General features: G+C 64.9%; 13 protein-coding genes. 10 read left to right on the top strand and 3 right to left on the bottom strand.

The window, feature by feature from the left end; genetic code table 11:
* Window positions 1-166: 166 nt before the first annotated feature.
* The 3 genes from CH305_RS21680 (at window position 167) to CH305_RS21670 (ending at window position 3605) form a co-directional block, all read left to right on the top strand.
* Window positions 167-1642 (top strand): iron chelate uptake ABC transporter family permease subunit, encoded by a 1476-nt coding sequence (locus CH305_RS21680; protein WP_080734371.1) that lies wholly within the window; start codon window positions 167-169, stop codon window positions 1640-1642.
* A gap of 101 nt (window positions 1643-1743) precedes the next feature.
* Window positions 1744-2739 carry an iron chelate uptake ABC transporter family permease subunit gene (locus CH305_RS21675; RefSeq protein ID WP_242640370.1) on the top strand — a complete coding sequence of 332 codons (996 nt, stop codon included), beginning with the start codon at window positions 1744-1746 and terminating at the stop codon, window positions 2737-2739.
* On the top strand, window positions 2736-3605 hold the full coding sequence (locus tag CH305_RS21670; protein ID WP_032403464.1) for an ABC transporter ATP-binding protein: 870 nt from the start codon (window positions 2736-2738) through the stop codon (window positions 3603-3605). Before CH305_RS21675 ends, CH305_RS21670 begins: the two co-directional genes overlap by 4 nt.
* Before the next feature lie 6 nt (window positions 3606-3611).
* On the opposite strand, the gene CH305_RS21665 is transcribed toward CH305_RS21670, so the two are convergent.
* Both CH305_RS21665 and CH305_RS21660 read right to left on the bottom strand, forming a co-directional pair.
* Window positions 3612-6134, bottom strand: coding sequence for a bifunctional lysylphosphatidylglycerol flippase/synthetase MprF (locus CH305_RS21665; protein ID WP_037150621.1), 2523 nt, complete (start codon window positions 6132-6134; stop codon window positions 3612-3614).
* A 128-nt stretch (window positions 6135-6262) separates the two neighbouring features.
* The gene (locus tag CH305_RS21660) at window positions 6263-7564 is read right to left on the bottom strand and encodes an esterase family protein (RefSeq protein WP_032403465.1); all 1302 of its coding nucleotides are present in this window, start codon (window positions 7562-7564) and stop codon (window positions 6263-6265) included.
* A 201-nt stretch (window positions 7565-7765) separates the two neighbouring features.
* Between CH305_RS21660 and CH305_RS21655 the strand changes: the two genes are divergently transcribed.
* The 4 genes from CH305_RS21655 (at window position 7766) to gndA (ending at window position 12794) form a co-directional block, all read left to right on the top strand.
* Entirely contained in the window at window positions 7766-8182 is a 417-nt protein-coding gene (locus CH305_RS21655) for a BlaI/MecI/CopY family transcriptional regulator (RefSeq protein ID WP_032377940.1), read from the top strand.
* A 23-nt stretch (window positions 8183-8205) separates the two neighbouring features.
* A complete protein-coding gene (locus tag CH305_RS21650; RefSeq protein ID WP_094704869.1) occupies window positions 8206-9162 on the top strand; it encodes a M56 family metallopeptidase in 957 nt (318 codons plus the stop codon).
* Between the two features lie 278 nt (window positions 9163-9440).
* A complete protein-coding gene (locus CH305_RS21645; protein ID WP_094704868.1) occupies window positions 9441-11177 on the top strand; it encodes a DEAD/DEAH box helicase in 1737 nt (578 codons plus the stop codon).
* Window positions 11178-11342: 165 nt separating this feature from the next.
* Window positions 11343-12794: an NADP-dependent phosphogluconate dehydrogenase gene (gene gndA / locus CH305_RS21640; RefSeq protein WP_037150360.1), complete on the top strand. Its 1452-nt coding sequence runs from the start codon at window positions 11343-11345 to the stop codon at window positions 12792-12794.
* A 66-nt stretch (window positions 12795-12860) separates the two neighbouring features.
* Here gndA and CH305_RS21635 read toward each other — a convergent pair whose 3' ends face one another.
* Window positions 12861-13322, bottom strand: a complete 462-nt coding sequence (locus CH305_RS21635; RefSeq protein WP_052058377.1) for a DUF4262 domain-containing protein — start codon at window positions 13320-13322, stop codon at window positions 12861-12863.
* Window positions 13323-13584: 262 nt separating this feature from the next.
* Here CH305_RS21635 and CH305_RS21630 point away from each other — a divergent pair, with 262 nt between their 5' ends.
* From CH305_RS21630 to CH305_RS21620, 3 genes are read left to right on the top strand one after another with little or no spacing between them, the layout of a single operon-like run.
* Complete coding sequence (locus tag CH305_RS21630; protein ID WP_256983946.1) at window positions 13585-14829, top strand: DEAD/DEAH box helicase; 1245 nt, start codon at window positions 13585-13587, stop codon at window positions 14827-14829.
* On the top strand, window positions 14826-15725 hold the full coding sequence (locus CH305_RS21625) for a DMT family transporter (protein WP_094704867.1): 900 nt from the start codon (window positions 14826-14828) through the stop codon (window positions 15723-15725). Before CH305_RS21630 ends, CH305_RS21625 begins: the two co-directional genes overlap by 4 nt.
* A gap of 11 nt (window positions 15726-15736) precedes the next feature.
* Complete coding sequence (locus CH305_RS21620; RefSeq protein ID WP_094704866.1) at window positions 15737-17173, top strand: GuaB1 family IMP dehydrogenase-related protein; 1437 nt, start codon at window positions 15737-15739, stop codon at window positions 17171-17173.
* Window positions 17174-17464 lie beyond the last annotated feature (291 nt).

Raw genomic sequence — 17464 nt, 5'->3', positions numbered from 1 at the left:
GAAGTTCGTGGCGGGTGGATGCGTCGCACCCCGACTCGTTATGTAGGTTAGCCTAACCAGATAATTTTGGGAATCAGGTACCGCTACCCTTACCTCACCTCACATGGAAAGCAAGGGTTCCGTAACCTAAACGAGTCCCTTCGATACAGCGAGGAGTCACGACACTGTGACCACAGCTCCGCTACTCGGCCCGCACGGCGCTCGCCGGTCTCCCGATGAGCAGTACGGGACCGAGAACGTGCCCGACGGCCCGCCGCCGCGGAGCTCCTGCATCGCGGCAGGCGCTATCGACGCCCTGATCGTGGTGGTCCCGTTGTTCGTCGGATGGTCGATCGTCGACGCGCTGCGTGACGACAACGGAGGCGGACAAGCGGACCGATTCGTATTCGGCGCGATTTCGGTGTGTGTCGCTCTGGCTCTGTTCGTCTGGAACCGCGGGTACCGCGACGGCAACGACGGCCAGAGCACCGGCAAGCGATGGCTGGGGCTGACGCTGCGAGACACCGTCACCCACGGTCCGATCGGCGCACGTCGAGCGCTGCGTCGCCAGTTTCGGATCGGCTCTGCGTCGTCGGAGGTGGTGCGCGAAAAGGTCGCTGCAGCAGAAGGATTCGAGCCCATTCCCAAGGACGGTTCGGTCGCTGCCATTCGGCGCCGGAGATTGCTGGGCTTGGCCGTACTGGTCGCCGCTCTCGTGGCCGGAATTCTCGCCAGCATCGCCATCGGCGCACGACCCCTGACCTTCGCCGAGATCGCCCACGCCCTGCTGAATTCGACGGGCACCGACACCGACATCATCGTGCGCACGCTGCGAGTTCCCCGCACTGTGCTCGCACTGGTCGTGGGTATCGCGCTCGGCATCGCAGGCGCTCTCATCCAAGGGCACACACGCAACCCGTTGGCCGACGCCAGCCTGCTCGGCCTCAACTCGGGCGCGGCGTTCTTCGTCGTGATGGCCATCTACCTGTTCCGGTTCACCTCGCCGAGTCAATACCTGTGGTTCGCGTTCGCCGGTTCGGCGGTGGCGAGCGTCGTCGTGTTCGGACTGTCGTCGATCGGGTCGGGCAGATCGAGTCCGGTCAATCTCGCGTTGGCCGGGGCCGGCGTCGCATTCTTCCTCTCGGCGATGACCAACGCCGTCGTCCTGCTCGATCAGACCAGTCTGGACGGCTACCGCTTCTGGGTGGTCGGATCCGTCGCCGGACGCGGCCTGGACGTGTTGTGGCAGGTATTGCCGTTCCTGGTGATCGGCGTCCTCATCGCAGTCGCGAGCACTCCCGGCCTCAACGTCATGAGCCTCGGTGAGGATGTCGCGCGCTCACTGGGAACCAACATTGCGGTCACCCGTACCGTCGGGATCCTCGCTATCACCCTGCTCACCGGGGCAGCGACCGCAGCATGCGGGCCGATCGCCTTCGTGGGTCTCGTCGTACCGCACATCGCCCGAGCGGTGACCGGACCCGACTACCGCTGGCTAGTCCCCTATGCAGGTCTCATGGGCGGTGTGATGCTCATGATCGCCGACGTCGTCGGACGGGTCGTCGTGCGCCCTGGCGAGCTCCAGGTGGGCATCGTTCTGGCCCTGATCGGCGCGCCGTTCTTCATCGCTCTCGTTCGTCGTCGGAAGTTGGTCGGCCTGTGACAACCGATCTGCAGTCGACACCGCCGTCGTCCGACAAGGGCGTCGTTCGCGCCCGGCCCGCGTTTCGTCTCGGCCCCATTTCTCTGGTCCGGCGACCGCTGATGGTCATCGCCACCGTCCTGCTGGCGGCAGCCCTCGTGCTGGTGATGTGCATCAACATCGGACGTGGTGACTTTCCTCTGTCGATCGCACAGGTTCTCGACGTACTTCTCGGAGGCGGCTCGAGGATCGAGCGCTTCATCGTCATGGATCTGCGGTTGCCTCGATCGCTCACCGGCCTCCTCGTCGGAGCTGCCCTCGGTATCTCCGGGGCCATCACCCAGTCGATTTCCCGCAACGCGCTCGCCAGCCCCGACATTCTCGGTATCACCGCCGGTTCCAGTGCCGCAGCCGTTGCACTGATCGTGCTCGGCGGAGGCGGCAGCTTCAGCGGTCTACTCGCTACTCTGGGCCTGCCGCTTGCGGCACTGATCGGCGGTGTGCTCACCGCAATCGCGATCTACACCCTCGCCTGGCGAAAAGGTGTCGACGGTTTCCGGCTCATCCTGGTGGGAATTGCGGTCAACGCCATGCTCACTGCCGTCATCGGATGGCTACTGATCAGCGCCGACATCAACGACGTCTCGCGCGCTCAGGTCTGGCTCAACGGCTCGCTGAACGGTGCCAACTGGGCGTCGGTCTGGCCGGTCGCGGCCGCTGTCGTACTCGTCGGCGGTGGCACCGTCATCGCGACGTTCACCCTGGGCGCGCTACGCCTGGGTGACGACAACGCCCGATCGCTCGGAGTACGCCTGCAACACAGCCAGGCCATGATGCTCTTGGCCGCCGTCGCTCTCGCCGCCATCGCGACCGCCGCGGCCGGACCCATCGGATTCGTTGCACTGGCAGCGCCGCAGATCGCACTCCGAATCCTGCGCACGCCTGGTCCGCCCGTCATTGCGTCGGCGCTGCTCGGTGGATTGCTCGTCGTGGCAAGCGATCTGATCGCTCGAACGATCCTGCCGGTCGAACTTCCGGTCGGCATCGTCACCTCGGCCCTCGGCGGACCGTTCCTTCTGTACCTTCTCGTTCGCAGTAATCGAAAGGCTTCCGTATGACCACCAGCCACCCCTCGCGTCTGATCGCGCAGGATCTCAGCCTCGGTTACGGCGATCGCACCATCGTCGAGCATCTCGACCTCGAAATTCACACAGGAGTCATCACCACGGTCATCGGACCCAACGGCTGCGGGAAGTCGACGCTCCTGCGTTCGCTCGGTCGCCTGCTCAAGCCCAAGGCCGGCAGTGTGATGCTCGACGGCCGAGCGATCTCCTCGATGAAGACCAAAGAGGTTGCCCGGACTCTCGGAATGCTGCCGCAGGCCCCGACCGCCCCCGAAGGTCTGACTGTCGCAGACCTCGTCTCACGTGGTCGTCATCCCCACCAATCGTGGATCAGGCAGTGGAGCTCCGACGACGAGGCCGAGGTGGCGAACGCACTCGAGTTGACCGGAGTCGGCGACCTCGCCGACCGACCCGTCGACGAACTCTCGGGCGGTCAGCGTCAGAGAGCGTGGATCTCCATGGCGCTGGCCCAGGGCACCGACATCCTGTTGCTGGACGAGCCGACGACGTACCTCGACCTCGCACACTCCATCGAGGTCCTCGATCTCGTCGATCGACTGCACGCCGAGCTCGGACGGACGATCGTGATGGTGCTGCACGATCTCAATCTGGCACTTCGCTACAGCGACCGGTTGATCGTCATGAAGCAGGGGCAGATCGTTACTTCCGGCCGACCTCAGGACGTCGTATCGGAGCAGTTGTTACTCGACGTCTTCGGCCTCGAGGCCGCCGTGATCGAAGACCCGATGTCCGATCGACCTCTCATCGTTCCGATCGGGACCCGGCACGTGTACGGGTCGGTCGGAGGGCCTGTCAGGTCCGCGGACGACTCTGCCGCGGGCCCATCCACAGCCGTCTAGCAGCCGTCACCGCTCGATCATGGTGCGCACCAGCTTGAACCCTTGACCGATCGACACGTCGGGCAAGTAGGCCCGACCGATCGCGTTACCGATACTGGGCAGTGCTGCCGGATCTGCAAACGTCATGTGCATCGGTTCGTAGCGAGGCTGGAACTTGGATTTGAATGCCAGGAGAGAACGGAATCCGTAGACGGGTTCGAGTGTGCGTCCGAGCACGTCGAGCAACCGTTCGAGTAGTCCCGACAGCGTCGACTGCTCGGCGCTGGAGACGTGTTCGGGTTGCTTCTCGTCGACCTTTGCCAGCGGTGCGCCGGACAAACTGAGGAATCTGGCACCCTCCTGCTCGAGCAACAGAGCAGCCGACGCAATGAGAAATTCCATCGTCGGCCGGAAGCCCTCCGAACGACGACGCATGAAGTCGAGCGTCCATCCGACGATGACGCCGTTCTCGTACACCGGCATCCACGAGGTCACGCCGTGCACGGTCCGATGCTCGTCGACCGCGATCAGGCAGCGGACGTTCTCGTCGTCGACCTCCTCCAGACCGCCGAGGGTGAACCCCATCTCGGGCATGCCCTTGTCTGCTACCCATTCCTCCGAAATCGCGGTGATCTGATCGGTGATGGCCAGTGGTGCCGACGGGAAACGAATCCATTCGGCTACGACACCCGCCTTCTTCGCCCGATTCAGTGCCGTGCGCACGTCTTGGAAACGCTTGCCGGTGAAGGCAATTCCGTCCAGGTCCAGAACCGTCTCCTCACCCACTTGGATTCCGCCCCAGCCGAGAGAATCGGTGATGCGGCGAACATCGGGGGTGACGGAATAGAAACACGGTATCCAGCCGTTCTTCGACGCGAACTCGGCGAATTCGACGACGTTGTCCCGCAACGACTCTCGCGGACCCACTGGATCGCCGGTGGTCAGAGCTACACCCGAAATGACGCGGTAGGCGACGTAACTGCGGCCGTCGGGACCGAACCAGTACTTGTTTCCGCGCCAGGTCGTCATCCACGACAGAGCCGAACCGCTGCTCGCCATGAGCAGTCCGCGCGCGCGTTCGGTCGCGTCGGTCTCCGTCCCGTACACCGGAGTCAGGAAGGTGCTCGCAGCGAAAACACAGACCACCGACCAGAACACCACGCCGGTCCACTCGAACAGCAAGGTGGTGGGAATGCTCTGCGGCAACAGAGCGGGTTCGAGCCATTGCAGGTAGACAGGCGGAATAAGGCGCTGCGGGAAGTCCAACATCAAACCACCGAACGACGGCGAATCGGCAAAGCCGCCGCGCGCAAGGTACCCACCGATCGTGTAGACCACGCCGAGTCCCACTCCGACCCCGATCACCGACGCCGCCCACCGCCTGTAGGTGCCCGAGGGCGCCGACACGTCGAAGAACTTGCGCGTGACCAAGAGAACCACCAACACGATCAGTGGTAGCAAGAACGGCACCGCGGTTCGATACGCGGTCGGCGATTCGAGCCCGTAGAACAGCGACTGGTCGTCGCCGGCCTCCAGGAACCGAATTGCGAAGTTGGCCACCGACAGTGCGAGCAGGATCAGCTGGGAGACCATCGCCAGAGCCCATGCGAAACGCCTGCCACGCCGAAGGCCGTCGCTGATCACCAGCAAGAACAGGGAGGGCATGATGCTCAGAATCGTCGGACCGACGCCGCCGAGCCTGAGATCGAGCAGACCGCGACGGCACTCCACCGGATCGGTGGTCGCATCGGCACATATCTCGCGCACCTCGGCTGCCGTGTAGGGAACTCCGCGAACCACATCACGAAGGACGGCGAACGGACCGACAGCGTTGGGGCTCAGGGCCGCCAGCACCGGACCCAAGGCACTGGCAGCAACGATGAGCGCAACCAGCACGCGGCCTTCGCGTTGGGTACCCGCCAATCGAGGGCCACGCGCCGATCGACCGACGATCCACGGCCCCGCGACGAGACCGATCACCGCGGCGGCCAGTCGAACCACGTCCTGCAGGTGCCCACCGAACAGGGCCAACGTCACCAGCAGTGCCAGCACGCCGACGCGGATCCGTCTGCGCCACAACGTATCCATCCGCGAGGTCGCAACCAGCACCACGCCGAATATCCAGGTCGTCGGGCCTACCGCGGTTCCGACGTGCAGCCGGAAACCCCAATCGGCGTCGAAGGTCTTGGCCAGGGCAGCAAGACCGAGACCGAGTAGCGAACCGGCCACCTGGGTGACGAATGCAGCGATCGCAAAGCGACGGGACCCGATACGACGCTCGATGGGCGCAGCCGCGAGGAGAACCGCAACGGTCGCCACCACACAACCGGCGATATTGGGAGCCGTCAATCCCGAGGTCAGTGGGGTCCACAGGTGCCAGTGCTCGAACGGCATGATGCCCACGGCGAAGTACTTGTCCAATTCGCCACGATCGTCGAACACGGCCGCAGCGATACCGGTCAACCACACGATCGCAAGCAACGTGAAACTGACCGGGGCCCCCACCGCTCCGAACACGATGAGCGACCACAATCTACGAATCTGACGCATCGCTGCGGACGATCCCAACTTCAACGCCTTGGTTCGCTTCGATATCCACGAAGGTCCGGCGACGTCGCCTGCGTCGGCCTCTGCCGACGACGAGGTGGCTGTCGCGGGTAGCTCCGGCTCGGTCACGTTCACGAAGTCAGCCCTGTTCTCGTTGCCAGCCATGGGAGTTCACGACGCAGGCCTTCCGACCACACTGCGAAGCTGTGTCCGCCAGGTACTTCCACGTACTGCACATCCATTCCAGCGGCCTTCGCCGCGTCGTACATCTCTTGTTGACCCGGTTTGTAATCCTTGTCGTCCGCGCCCACGACGAAAATACCGGCCGAGTCGGGGTACCGACGCGATTTGAGCAGGTCGAGCGGGTTGATCGCGGTGAATGCCGCAGAATTTCCGCCGAAGGCCTGCTGCACGGTTCGATCCCGATCCCCGAGGGTGGGCTCGCGTTGACCCGACAGGTCGAGGAAGGTGGGATAGACGTCGGGGTGATTGGTCGCCATCTGAATGGAGCACGTGCCACCGTAGGACAATCCACCGATCGCCCAGTGAGCGCGATCGCGGTCCACCTGCAAGGTGGCGTCGATCCAATCGGGAACGTCCCGGGACAGATACGTGTCCACGTTCCCCAGCGGCGAATCGACACAGAGTGGATTGGCGATCGATGACCCGGTGCCGTCCGCGACCACCACAACGGGCGCAAGACCGGCATGGTCACGGGCAAAGTTGTCCATGGTCTGGGCGAGCTTTCCGCCGTTGAGCCAGTCCTCGGGCGCACCCGGCTGACCGGCGAGCAACACCAGGACCGGCAGCAACGGGCGAGGATCGGCAAAGTACGCAGGCGGCAGATAGATCTCGGCGTCCCGGGCAGAGAAGTTGGACGCGGTGGCCGGGATGGGTGCCGAGGTGACTCGTCCTGCGGCCGCCAGATCAGCAGGTGCGGTCCACACCGAATCCAAGGGCGTACCGCTGACGGTCTGCGCCACTGCTGCCGGCACATCCGAGAACTGAATACGGGCAGCGGACTCGACTCCGAGGGCATTGCCCACGGTGGGATACGCATCGAACTCCAGGTTGACGTGCAGCGCCGCAGCTGCGACCACGAGGACCGCTGCCACCACCGTCGTCAGTTTGCCCAGCACCCCACGAGCTGCAAGCAACCGGGAAACCACCGCGAACAGTGCGGCGAGACCCACGCCGATCCAGACGTAGATCGAGGTGGCTATCGGATCCGGAAACGGTCGCCATACCTTCTCGACCACCACGTAACCGACAGCCGTGACAACGATCGCGACCGTCGCCGCGATCGGCAGTGCGCGTCTCGAGTATCGCCGGGACGACGAGACGACCAACCACACTCCACCGAGCGCGCCGAGAACGGACACGATCACCGGTACCGGGCCGTCGATCAACGACAGAGAATCGAACCACTCCACTCTTGCGTCTCCGCTCACTTCTCGAAGAGTCGGGCCGCGGGGCGGCACGATCACGTGAGAAGGATATTCGCCCCGAGGCGCTCCCCGTGGAGACCCGTCGATTCGAGACGCCAGGACTATGACCGAACCCACACTGCCGGGACGGTAGGTACTACCACGGGTAGTACGCATCAGCGTCGGAGTAGCCGTAGAGTACGAAGAATGGCTGGTCTTGGTGAACTAGAGCGCGCAGTGATGGACCATCTGTGGGAGTCGACGGATCCCCAGACCGTCCGACAGGTACACGAAGCACTCGCGACGCATCGCGAGCTCGCGTACACGACGGTGATGACGGTGTTGCAGCGGTTGGCGAAAAAGAAGCTGGTCGTTCAGCAGCGCGACGACCGAGCTCACCGGTATGCGCCCCTCCACGGACGAGACGAGCTGGTTGCCAGCCTGATGGTCGACGCGTTGTCGCAGGCACCTGCGTCCGGTGGACGCGCTGCCGCACTCGTCCACTTCGTCGGACAGGTGGGGGCCGACGAAGCCGCCGCACTCCGTGAGGCACTCGCCGCTCTGGAAGTGGCACAATCGACGAGAGAGTCCCCTTCGGCTGGAGAAGGCCGTCCGACGGACTGACGCTCGCCGTAGTAAGTGAGGACATGAACTCGACGACTGCGTTGGTATTCGCGGTACTCGCGCTGATTCTGGCGGGGCCGGTGCCAGCCGTGCTCGCTCGCGCCAGTTGGCCGTATCGGTCCCCGCGTGCGGCGCTGGTTCTGTGGCAGGCAATTGCACTGGCCGCCGTGCTCTCGGCATTCAGCTCAGGTCTCGCCATCGGCGGACTGCTTCTGGTTCCCGGCCCGGACGGTCGTCCCACCACAGCACCCACCGACGAAATCGACGCGCTCGGCCTTCCCCTGTGGATCCTGTACGTGGTCGTACTCGCGATCACCCTCGGCATCGGTGCCAAGCTGATGTTCTCGGTTGTTCAGGTGGCGGTCCGAACCCGTCGTCGCCGCTCTCGACACCGCATGCTCGTCGACCTGCTGGATCGAAACAACCTGAACGAGAATCCCTTTCGCAGCCTGCGCGATGCGGATATCCGCGTACTCGATGCTGCCGAGCCGATCGCGTATTGCCTGCCAGGTCTGCGTCAGAGGGTGGTACTGAGTCGCGGAACGCTCGCCAATCTCTGCGAGGCCGAAATTACCGCCATCCTCAGCCACGAACGGTCGCACCTTCGTGCCCGCCACGACTTGGTCCTCGAAGCATTCACCGCGGTAAACGAGGCATTCCCGAGAATCGTGCGAAGCAAGTCGGCTCTGGGCAGCGTGCAGTTGTTGGTCGAGCTGTTGGCCGACGACTCGGCGGTCAAGGTGACCGGACCCACCCCGCTGGCTCGGGCACTGGTCGCGTGCGCAGGGTCCACCGCACCGCGAGGTGCCATGGCGGCCGGAGGACCACACACCCTCATCCGGGTGCAGCGATTGAGCGGTCCCGGCAGCGATGTTCGCATCGCCGCGGTTGCATACGCGACCGCTGTGGTGATCCTCGTACTTCCGACGGTCTACGTGGCGATGCCATGGCTGGAGGAACTGAGCAAGCTGGTCGGGTGAGCTCTCGGCCGTTCGGCGTCGCACAGGTCACATCGACTCGGGGTGAACAATTCGCGATCCATCCCGTAGAGTGGTCCTCGGTCGCCATCGCGACCTAGCAATCGAAATGGCACAAACAGCCCCACTTTATGCGGTTCTCATCCGCATATCGATGGCCAGGTGACAGTGCCCTGGCTCGTATCAATGTGTTCTGGCTGTTTTTCGTGTTTCCCTTCTCGTTCGGGTGCTCTCAGCTTCGGGCTTATTGGCGTGCCCGTAATCCGGAGAGGCTTTACTGCGTGACCCACGCTGTTTCCAACACACCCGTTTCCACCGCTTCCGACACCACGGCAGTCCCGACGCCCGTAGCGGCACCGGCCTTCACCTTCGCCGAGCTCGGACTGCCCGAGGCTGTCGTCGCCGCACTGGCGCGTAACTCGATCACCGTGCCGTCCCCCATCCAGGAGAAGGCTCTTCCCGACGCCATCGCCGGCAAGAACGTTCTCGGCCGGGCACAGACAGGTTCGGGCAAGACCCTCGCCTTCGGCCTGCCGATCCTTCAGCGCCTGTCGCTGCACACCGATCGACCGGCCGCCAAGCGCCCGCGTTCGCTCGTACTGGTTCCCACTCGGGAGCTTGCGTTCCAGGTCGTGGAGTCCCTTGCTCCCTACGCCAACGCGCAGGGCCTGCGCGTGATGCCTGCCGTCGGCGGCACCCCGTTCAACAAGCAGGTCGAGCAGCTCCGACGCGGAGTGGACGTGCTCGTTGCCACGCCCGGCCGCCTCGCCGATCACCTTCGTCAGGGCACCTGCATCCTCGATTCCATCGAGATCACCGCACTCGACGAAGCCGATCAGATGGCCGACATGGGCTTCCTGCCCGAGGTGCGTGCCGTCCTCGCCGACACTCCGGCAGACGGACAGCGCATGCTGTTCTCGGCAACCCTCGATCGTGAAGTTCAGTCGCTGGTCCGCCAGTTCCTGCCCGACCACGTCGAGCACTCCACCCAGGACGGCAAGGCCAGCGTCCGGACCATGGACCACTACGTCCTCATGGTCGACCGGGGTCAGAAAGATCTGGTTCTCTCCGAGATCGGTGCCCGCGAAGGCGGCCGCACCATCATGTTCGCGCGTACCAAGCTGGGCTGCGACGGAATAACCGATCGCCTTCGTGCGCTCGGTATCGCCGCGGAGTCACTGCACGGTGGCAAGGCACAGAATCAGCGCACCCGCGTTCTCGAGCGCTTCAAGAACGGCCGTACCCCCGTCCTCGTCGCCACCGACGTTGCCGCTCGCGGAATCCATGTCGACGGTATCGACCTGGTCGTTCATGTCGATCCGCCTGCAGACCACAAGGACTACCTGCACCGCGCAGGACGTACGGCACGCGCCGGCGAGAAGGGCACCGTCGTCGCGATCGTGCTCCCCAACCAGCGTCGTCAGGTTCTGCGTCTGACCGGTATGGCCGGCGTCAAGGCCACGGCTGTCAACGTCTCGCCCGGTTCGGCCGAGCTCAACAGCATCACCGGCGCGAAGAAGCCCACCGGTGAGCCGTTGCGCGCCGAGTCCTCGCCCCGCGATCGCAACAGCCGTCCCGGCTACCAGGGCTCGAACCCGCGCTCGAGCGGCGGATACCAGGGCTCCAATCCCCGCAGCAGCGGCGGATACCAGGGCTCCAACCCGCGCTCGAGCGGCGGATATCAGGGCTCCAACCCGCGCAGCGAAGGCGGTTACCAGGGTGACCGCCCCCGCACCGGATACCAGGGCTCGAACCCGCGCTCCAGCGGCGGATACCAGGGCTCCAACCCGCGCAGCGAAGGCGGCTACCAGGGCGACCGCCCGCGTCGCACCGACTCGAGCTCGTACCGCGGCTCCGAGAGCCGGGGCTACGAAGGACGCGGCTCCGACAACCGGGGCTCGGACAACCGTCGCCCGGCATCCGCTCCCCGCCAGGACGAGCACCGTTCGGGTGGCTTCCGCAGCCGCACGGAACGTCGCTCGTACGACGGTTTCGACGGTCCGGCTCGTAGCCACTGATCGGTACGTAACCGTGCGGTCGTGAATCGACCGGAGCACATTTCGACGACATAAGGTGTCGCATTCTTCGCGAATGCGGCACCTTTTGTCGTTGTCCACGGCCAGGTTTGAGTTCTGCTGGGGGGTTGGCTCGCGCGACGCCGCTCGGCAGGGAAAGCTGTCTGTATGACCTCAGCAGCAGAACCGACAGAACTGGCTCAGATCGGAGTCACCGGACTCGCCGTCATGGGCTCCAACATCGCACGCAACTTCGCTCATCACGGGCACACCGTCGCGTTGCACAACCGTAGTGTCGCCAAGACCGATGCGTTGATCGCCGAGCACGGCAGCGAGGGAAACTTCATCCGTACCGAAACCATCGAGGAGTTCGTCGCTGCGCTCGCGAAGCCGCGTCGGGTCCTCATCATGGTCAAGGCGGGCGACCCGACGGACGCGGTGATCGAGGAACTCGCGGGCGCGATGGAAGAGGGCGACATCATCATCGATGGTGGCAACGCGCTCTACACCGACACCATCCGTCGTGAGGCTGCCATGAAGGAGCGCGGCCTGCTCTTCGTCGGTGCTGGAATCTCCGGAGGCGAGGAGGGCGCTCTCAACGGCCCGTCGATCATGCCGGGCGGCCCGGCCGAGTCCTACAAGGCACTCGGTCCGCTGCTCGAGTCCATTGCGGCACAGGTGGACGGCACGCCGTGCTGCACTCACATCGGACCCGACGGCTCCGGCCACTTCGTGAAGATGGTGCACAACGGAATCGAATACGCCGATATGCAGCTCATCGGCGAGGCGTACAACCTGTTCCGCGACGCCCTCGGTTACACCCCGGCGCAGGTCGCCGACGTGTTCACCGAGTGGAACAACGGTGACTTGGAGAGCTATTTGGTGGAGATCACCGCCGAGGTGCTCCGCCAGGTGGACGCCAAGACAGGTCAGCCGTTGGTGGACGTGATCGTCGACGCCGCCGAGCAGAAGGGCACCGGCCGCTGGACCGTCAAGGCCGCACTCGATCTGGGTGTTCCCGTCACCGGTATCGCCGAAGCAGTCTTCGCCCGGGCGCTGTCGGGGTCGCGGGCGCAGCGCAAGGCGGCCGTCGGGCTGGCCTCGGGTGCCCTTGCGGACAAGCCCACCGACGCGGAGCAGTTCACACACGACATCAGCCGAGCGCTGTACGCGTCGAAAATTGTCGCCTACGCACAGGGCTTCGACCAGATCGCCGCGGGAAGCGCCGAATACGACTGGAATCTGCATCCCGGCGACCTGGCCACGATCTGGCGAGGCGGTTGCATCATTCGCGCTCGGTTCCTCGACCGCATCAAGGACGCGTACGACGACAACGCCGAGCTGCCCAGTTTGATCCTGGCACCGTACTTCCGTGACGCCATCGAGAACGCCATCGACAGCTGGCGTCGGGTCGTCATCACTGCGGCCTCGCTGGGCATTCCGGTCCCCGCGTTCGCGTCGTCTCTCTCGTACTACGACGCGTTGCGGGCAGAGCGTCTGCCTGCGGCATTGACTCAAGGGCAGCGTGACTTCTTCGGTGCCCACACCTACGAGCGAACCGACTCGGAAGGAAAGTTCCACACCCTCTGGAGTGGCGATCGCTCCGAGATCGAGGCCTGACCGACCCTCGTCCTCCGGTGGCGCAGCGTCCTTCGCGCGGCGCCACCGGTTCATGGACGACTGCAGTCAGTAGGGCAACGGACCGAGCACCGGTTGGACCACCGTCGAGGGAATGCCCTCCCACGGCAACGAACCGTCGCAGCCCTTCCACACGGCCTGAACGGCGCTGAAGCACCCCTTGCCGTACACGTCCGATGCCGCGTGGAGGATGTCTGCACAATCCGGTACGTCGATGGTGAAGAGCTCGAATCCTGCTGCCCAGCAGCCGATTCCAGATTCGACCTCCAACAGCCCCGATGCTACCGAAGTGCCGAGCGCATTCAGTATTCGTGAAGACTCGTTCGGGTCGCGACCCGTCACGACGATCTCCGGACTGCCGAAACCGGTGAGACCGACGGTGTAGCAGAATGCCGGATGGATACCGTCCCGGTCGACCTCCGATTCGACGTACTGCAAGGCCCATCCGAATCGATCGATGGCGCTCTTCACATCTCCGATGTACTCGTCGACGCCGTAGCCGTCACACATCCTGCACATAGCTCCCCCACTCGGCGAGCGGTCGCCCCCACGGCAACCGCGATGTCGAACGCATTCGAACGTGCGTTCTACGGCAGAGTATTGCGCGCGGCACCGACAAGAAGATTCCATGCGCGCTCGACGCGGCGGTAAGGTCACAGCTATGCCGGGTCAATCACCGAAGGGGCGTTCCGCAGGCTCCACTCCACCCGCTTCATCGTTCGCAGACCTGGGGCTCCCGGTGGTTCTCGTACATTCGCTGAAGAATGCGGGTGTGTCCCACCCCTTTCCGATCCAGGTTGCTGCCGTCCCCGACGCACTTGCCGGCCGGGACGTACTCGGACGCGCCCCGACCGGATCGGGGAAGACGCTTGCGTTCGGACTACCACTGCTCGTACGGCTGGCAGGTCGTCGAAGCGAGCCGGCGGCACCGCGTGGGCTCGTGCTCGCACCGACTCGGGAACTCGCACTTCAGATCCACGAGGTCCTCGACCTGCACGGTGCCACGTTCGGCCTGCGCACCGTCTGTGTCGTGGGCGGTGTCCCCCTCGAACGAAACGTTCGCGAGATTCAACGCGGTGTCGACATCGTGGTCGCGACCCCCGGCCGTCTCAACGACCTGCTCGAGCGACGTTCCATCGCGCTGAATCGCGTCGAGACGACCGTGATCGACGAAGCCGACCGAATGGTGGACATGGGGTTTCTGCCCCAGATCGAATCGCTGCTGGCCGCGACTCCACCCGACGGCCAGCGGTTGTTGTTCTCGGCAACCCTCGACCAGGACACCGACCGCCTGGTCGAGAGGTTCATGGACGATCCGGCGGAGCACTCCACTGCCGAATCGGTGAGCGTGCCCGACATTGCGCACTACGTGTTCGAGGTCGATGGCGCGCACAAGACCGAAGTAGCAGCCGCACTTGCCAACAGAGACGGTCGAACGCTGCTGTTCGTCCGTACCACCCACGCGGTCGATCGACTCACCGACGAGTGTCGCCGACTGGGCGTACCCGTATCGTCGTTGCACGGCAACAAGACTCAGGCACACCGCACGCGTTCGCTGGCCGCCTTCGCGGACGGCAGCTCGGCCGCTCTCATCGCAACCGACGTCGCGGCTCGCGGTGTGCACGTCGACGACGTCACGTTGGTGGTGCACGTCGACCCGCCGATGGATTCCAAGGACTACGTGCACCGCGCAGGCCGAACCGCGCGAGCCGGGGCCAGCGGAACCGTCGTGACCTTGGCTACCGACGATCAGTTGGCTCGGGTGCGTGCGATGGCAGACGAAGCGGGAATCTCGGCCACCGTCGTCGATACCGAAGCGGACCCGGTCTCGTGGCACCGCATGACCGGCGCTCGCACCCCCATCGGCAGACCACTGTCGAATCCGGCCGACACGTCCGGATCCGTTCGCGGTGATCTGCCGGAGCGGGGGGCCCGGCGGGGGGCCGCACCCGCGCGGCACGAACGACGGGGGCGAACCGGAGGCAGTCGGGGCACCGGCCGAGGACGACGCGGGTGACCTCGCCCTGGTTGTCGGTCGTACTCGCTCTGATTTCGGCATTCCTGTTCGCGTGCGCGGCGGTGGCGCAGCAGAGCGCCGCTGCGTCCGTTCCAGAGGGAACGTCGCTGGTGTCTGCCCTCGTTCGTAGTCCCCGTTGGTGGATGGGCGTGGTCGGAGACGGGGGTGGCTATGCGGTACAGATCTCGGCGCTCTGGGTCGGTTCGGTCCTCGTCGTGCAGCCGCTGCTGGTCACTGCCCTGTTGTTCGCGCTGCCGATGTCGGCGAAATTCGCGCGCCGCTCCCTGCCTGGGTCGACCTGGGCACTCGCGTTTCTCCTCGCCGCCGCTCTCGCGGTCTTCATCGTGGTGGGTAACCCGAGCGAAGGCACAACCGACGCTCCTCTCGCAGCGTGGATCGTGCCTCTGATCGTTGCCGCCGTCGTGATCGGCGGCGCGGCAGTGGGCGGCCTGGTGCTGTCCTCCCCCGGCCTGCGGGCCCTGCTTCTCGGAGCTGCAGGAGGTCTGTTGTTCGGACTTGCTGCAGCTCTCACCAAATTCGTGACCGATCTCGTCGACGCCGATCCACTTGCAGCACTGACGGCATGGCAGACCTACACCCTGATCGGATCCGGTGTTGTCGGTTTCTACTTGCAGCAACGCGCGTTCCAGGTGGGGCCGCTGTCCGCATCGATGCCGGCCGTCACGATCTGCGAACCCCTCGGTGCAGCGTTCATCGGAGTGACGGTCCTGGACGAGCGAATCAGAACCGAAGGCGCAGCCCTGGCGACGATCGTGGTGGCGGTGGCCGTCATGATCGTCACCACCGTCCTCCTGTCGCGAACTCAGGCGGCGAACACTGCCGATTCGACGGCGTCGGACCGGGCGTCGAACACAGGAACTTCACCCGACCGGTAGTCTCGATCAACGTGCAGTTCCTCGATGGTCACCAGCCGCCCTACGATCTCACCTACGACGACGTCTTCCTCGTCCCCAACCGAACCGATGTCACCTCGCGTTTCGACGTCGACCTGAGCACGGTGGACGGCTCGGGAACGACCATTCCGATCGTGGTGTCGAACATGACGGCAGTATCGGGTCGACGAATGGCCGAGACCGTCGCCCGACGCGGTGCCATCGCCGTCATCCCACAGGACTTGCCGACCGAGGCCGTCGCCGACACCGTCGCATTCGTCAAGAGCCGTGACCTGATCGCGGACACACCAGTGGTGCTCGGGCCGAACGCATCCGTGTCCGACGCCTTGGCGCTGGTACACAAGCGAGCTCACGGATCGGTCGTGATCGTCGAACACGGCAAGCCCATCGGAGTCGTCACCGAGAGCGCCTGCACCGACGTCGACCGATTCGCCCGGCTCAGTTCCGTGGCGTCCGCCGACTTCGTGCGCGTTCCCCGCCACGCGTCGCCCAAGGAAGTGTTCGAGAAGGTCGAAGCGGCACATGCACACCTGGCTGTAGTCGTGGAGGACGACGGCTCGCTGGCGGGTGTCGTGACGAGAACCGGCGCGGTTCGGACGGGCATCTACGCCCCTGCCGTGGACGCATCGGGGCGCCTGCGGATCGCCGCGGCCGTCGGCATCAACGGCAACGTGGCGGAGAAGGCGACCGCACTCGTCGAAGCCGGTGCCGATGTTCTGGTGATGGACACAGCCCACGGACATCAGGAGAAGATGCTCGACGCTCTCGCTGCAGTACGCGCTCTCGATCTCGGAGTGCCCCTCGCTGCCGGGAACGTGGTGTCTGCGCAAGGTACGCGCGATCTGGTGCAGGCCGGCGCGGACATCGTCAAGGTCGGTGTCGGTCCCGGCGCGATGTGTACGACGCGGATGATGACCGGCGTCGGGCGCCCTCAGTTCTCGGCAGTGGCCGATTGTTCCGCTGCAGCAGCAGAACTGGGAGCATCCGTGTGGGCCGACGGCGGCGTGCGGCACCCCCGTGACGTTGCGCTCGCCCTGGCCGCAGGAGCCGCGAACGTCATGATCGGCTCGTGGTTCGCCGGAACCTACGAGTCGCCCGGAGACCTCCGAGTGGACGCGTCGGGCAATCGATACAAGGAGAGCTTCGGCATGGCGTCCAAGCGGGCGGTCGCCGCACGTACCGCCACCGACGGTGCGTTCGACCGAGCCCGTAAGGCTTTGTTCGAGGAGGGCATTTCCAGTTCTCGGATGCGCCTGGATCCCGATCGCCCCGGCGTCGAAGATCTGATCGATCACATCTGTGCCGGAGTTCGGAGCACCTGCACCTACGCAGGGGCCCGCAGTCTTCCCGAGTTGGCCGAACGCGCAGTTCTGGGAGTTCAGTCCGCAGCCGGATTCGCCGAGGGGCGCCCCCTGCCGTCCGGGTGGTGACCCCGGTTCACGGTTAGACTCTTCAACAGCAATCACAGTTGTCCGCGCTCGCTGTGCGCCCGAGGCCGATCACGTAAGTGCCTGGGTGCCGTCGAATCGTAGGTCCCGCACGGGTGGGGTCACAGCGCGGACCATACAGAAGGGAATCAGGTGCCCGAGGCACCCACTATTTCGGTTGCCGGTCCGGCAACTGCAGAGCAGCACGACGAGAGTTCCACTTCGGAGGGATCCTCTATCGAGCCGGGAGAGAAACCCGGCGACACCGATTTCAGCAGCCGCGCGCAGTCCGGC

The organism is Rhodococcus sp. 15-649-2-2, assembly GCF_002258645.1.
Taxonomy (GTDB): domain Bacteria; phylum Actinomycetota; class Actinomycetes; order Mycobacteriales; family Mycobacteriaceae; genus Rhodococcoides.
The sequence above is the reverse complement of the archived record's forward strand: the minus strand, read 5'-3'. Positions and strand labels throughout refer to the sequence as shown.

What these genes read in the sequence shown, in the direction of transcription:
- CH305_RS21675 (WP_242640370.1), top strand. Translation starts at nt 1,744, where the DNA reads ATGGTCATCGCCACCGTCCTGCTGGCGGCAGCCCTCGTGCTGGTGATG.
- CH305_RS21670 (WP_032403464.1), top strand. Translation starts at nt 2,736, where the DNA reads ATGACCACCAGCCACCCCTCGCGTCTGATCGCGCAGGATCTCAGCCTC.
- CH305_RS21665 (WP_037150621.1), bottom strand. Translation starts at nt 6,134, where the DNA reads ATGCGTCAGATTCGTAGATTGTGGTCGCTCATCGTGTTCGGAGCGGTG.
- CH305_RS21655 (WP_032377940.1), top strand. Translation starts at nt 7,766, where the DNA reads ATGGCTGGTCTTGGTGAACTAGAGCGCGCAGTGATGGACCATCTGTGG.
- CH305_RS21650 (WP_094704869.1), top strand. Translation starts at nt 8,206, where the DNA reads ATGAACTCGACGACTGCGTTGGTATTCGCGGTACTCGCGCTGATTCTG.
- gndA (WP_037150360.1), top strand. Translation starts at nt 11,343, where the DNA reads ATGACCTCAGCAGCAGAACCGACAGAACTGGCTCAGATCGGAGTCACC.
- CH305_RS21635 (WP_052058377.1), bottom strand. Translation starts at nt 13,322, where the DNA reads ATGTGTGACGGCTACGGCGTCGACGAGTACATCGGAGATGTGAAGAGC.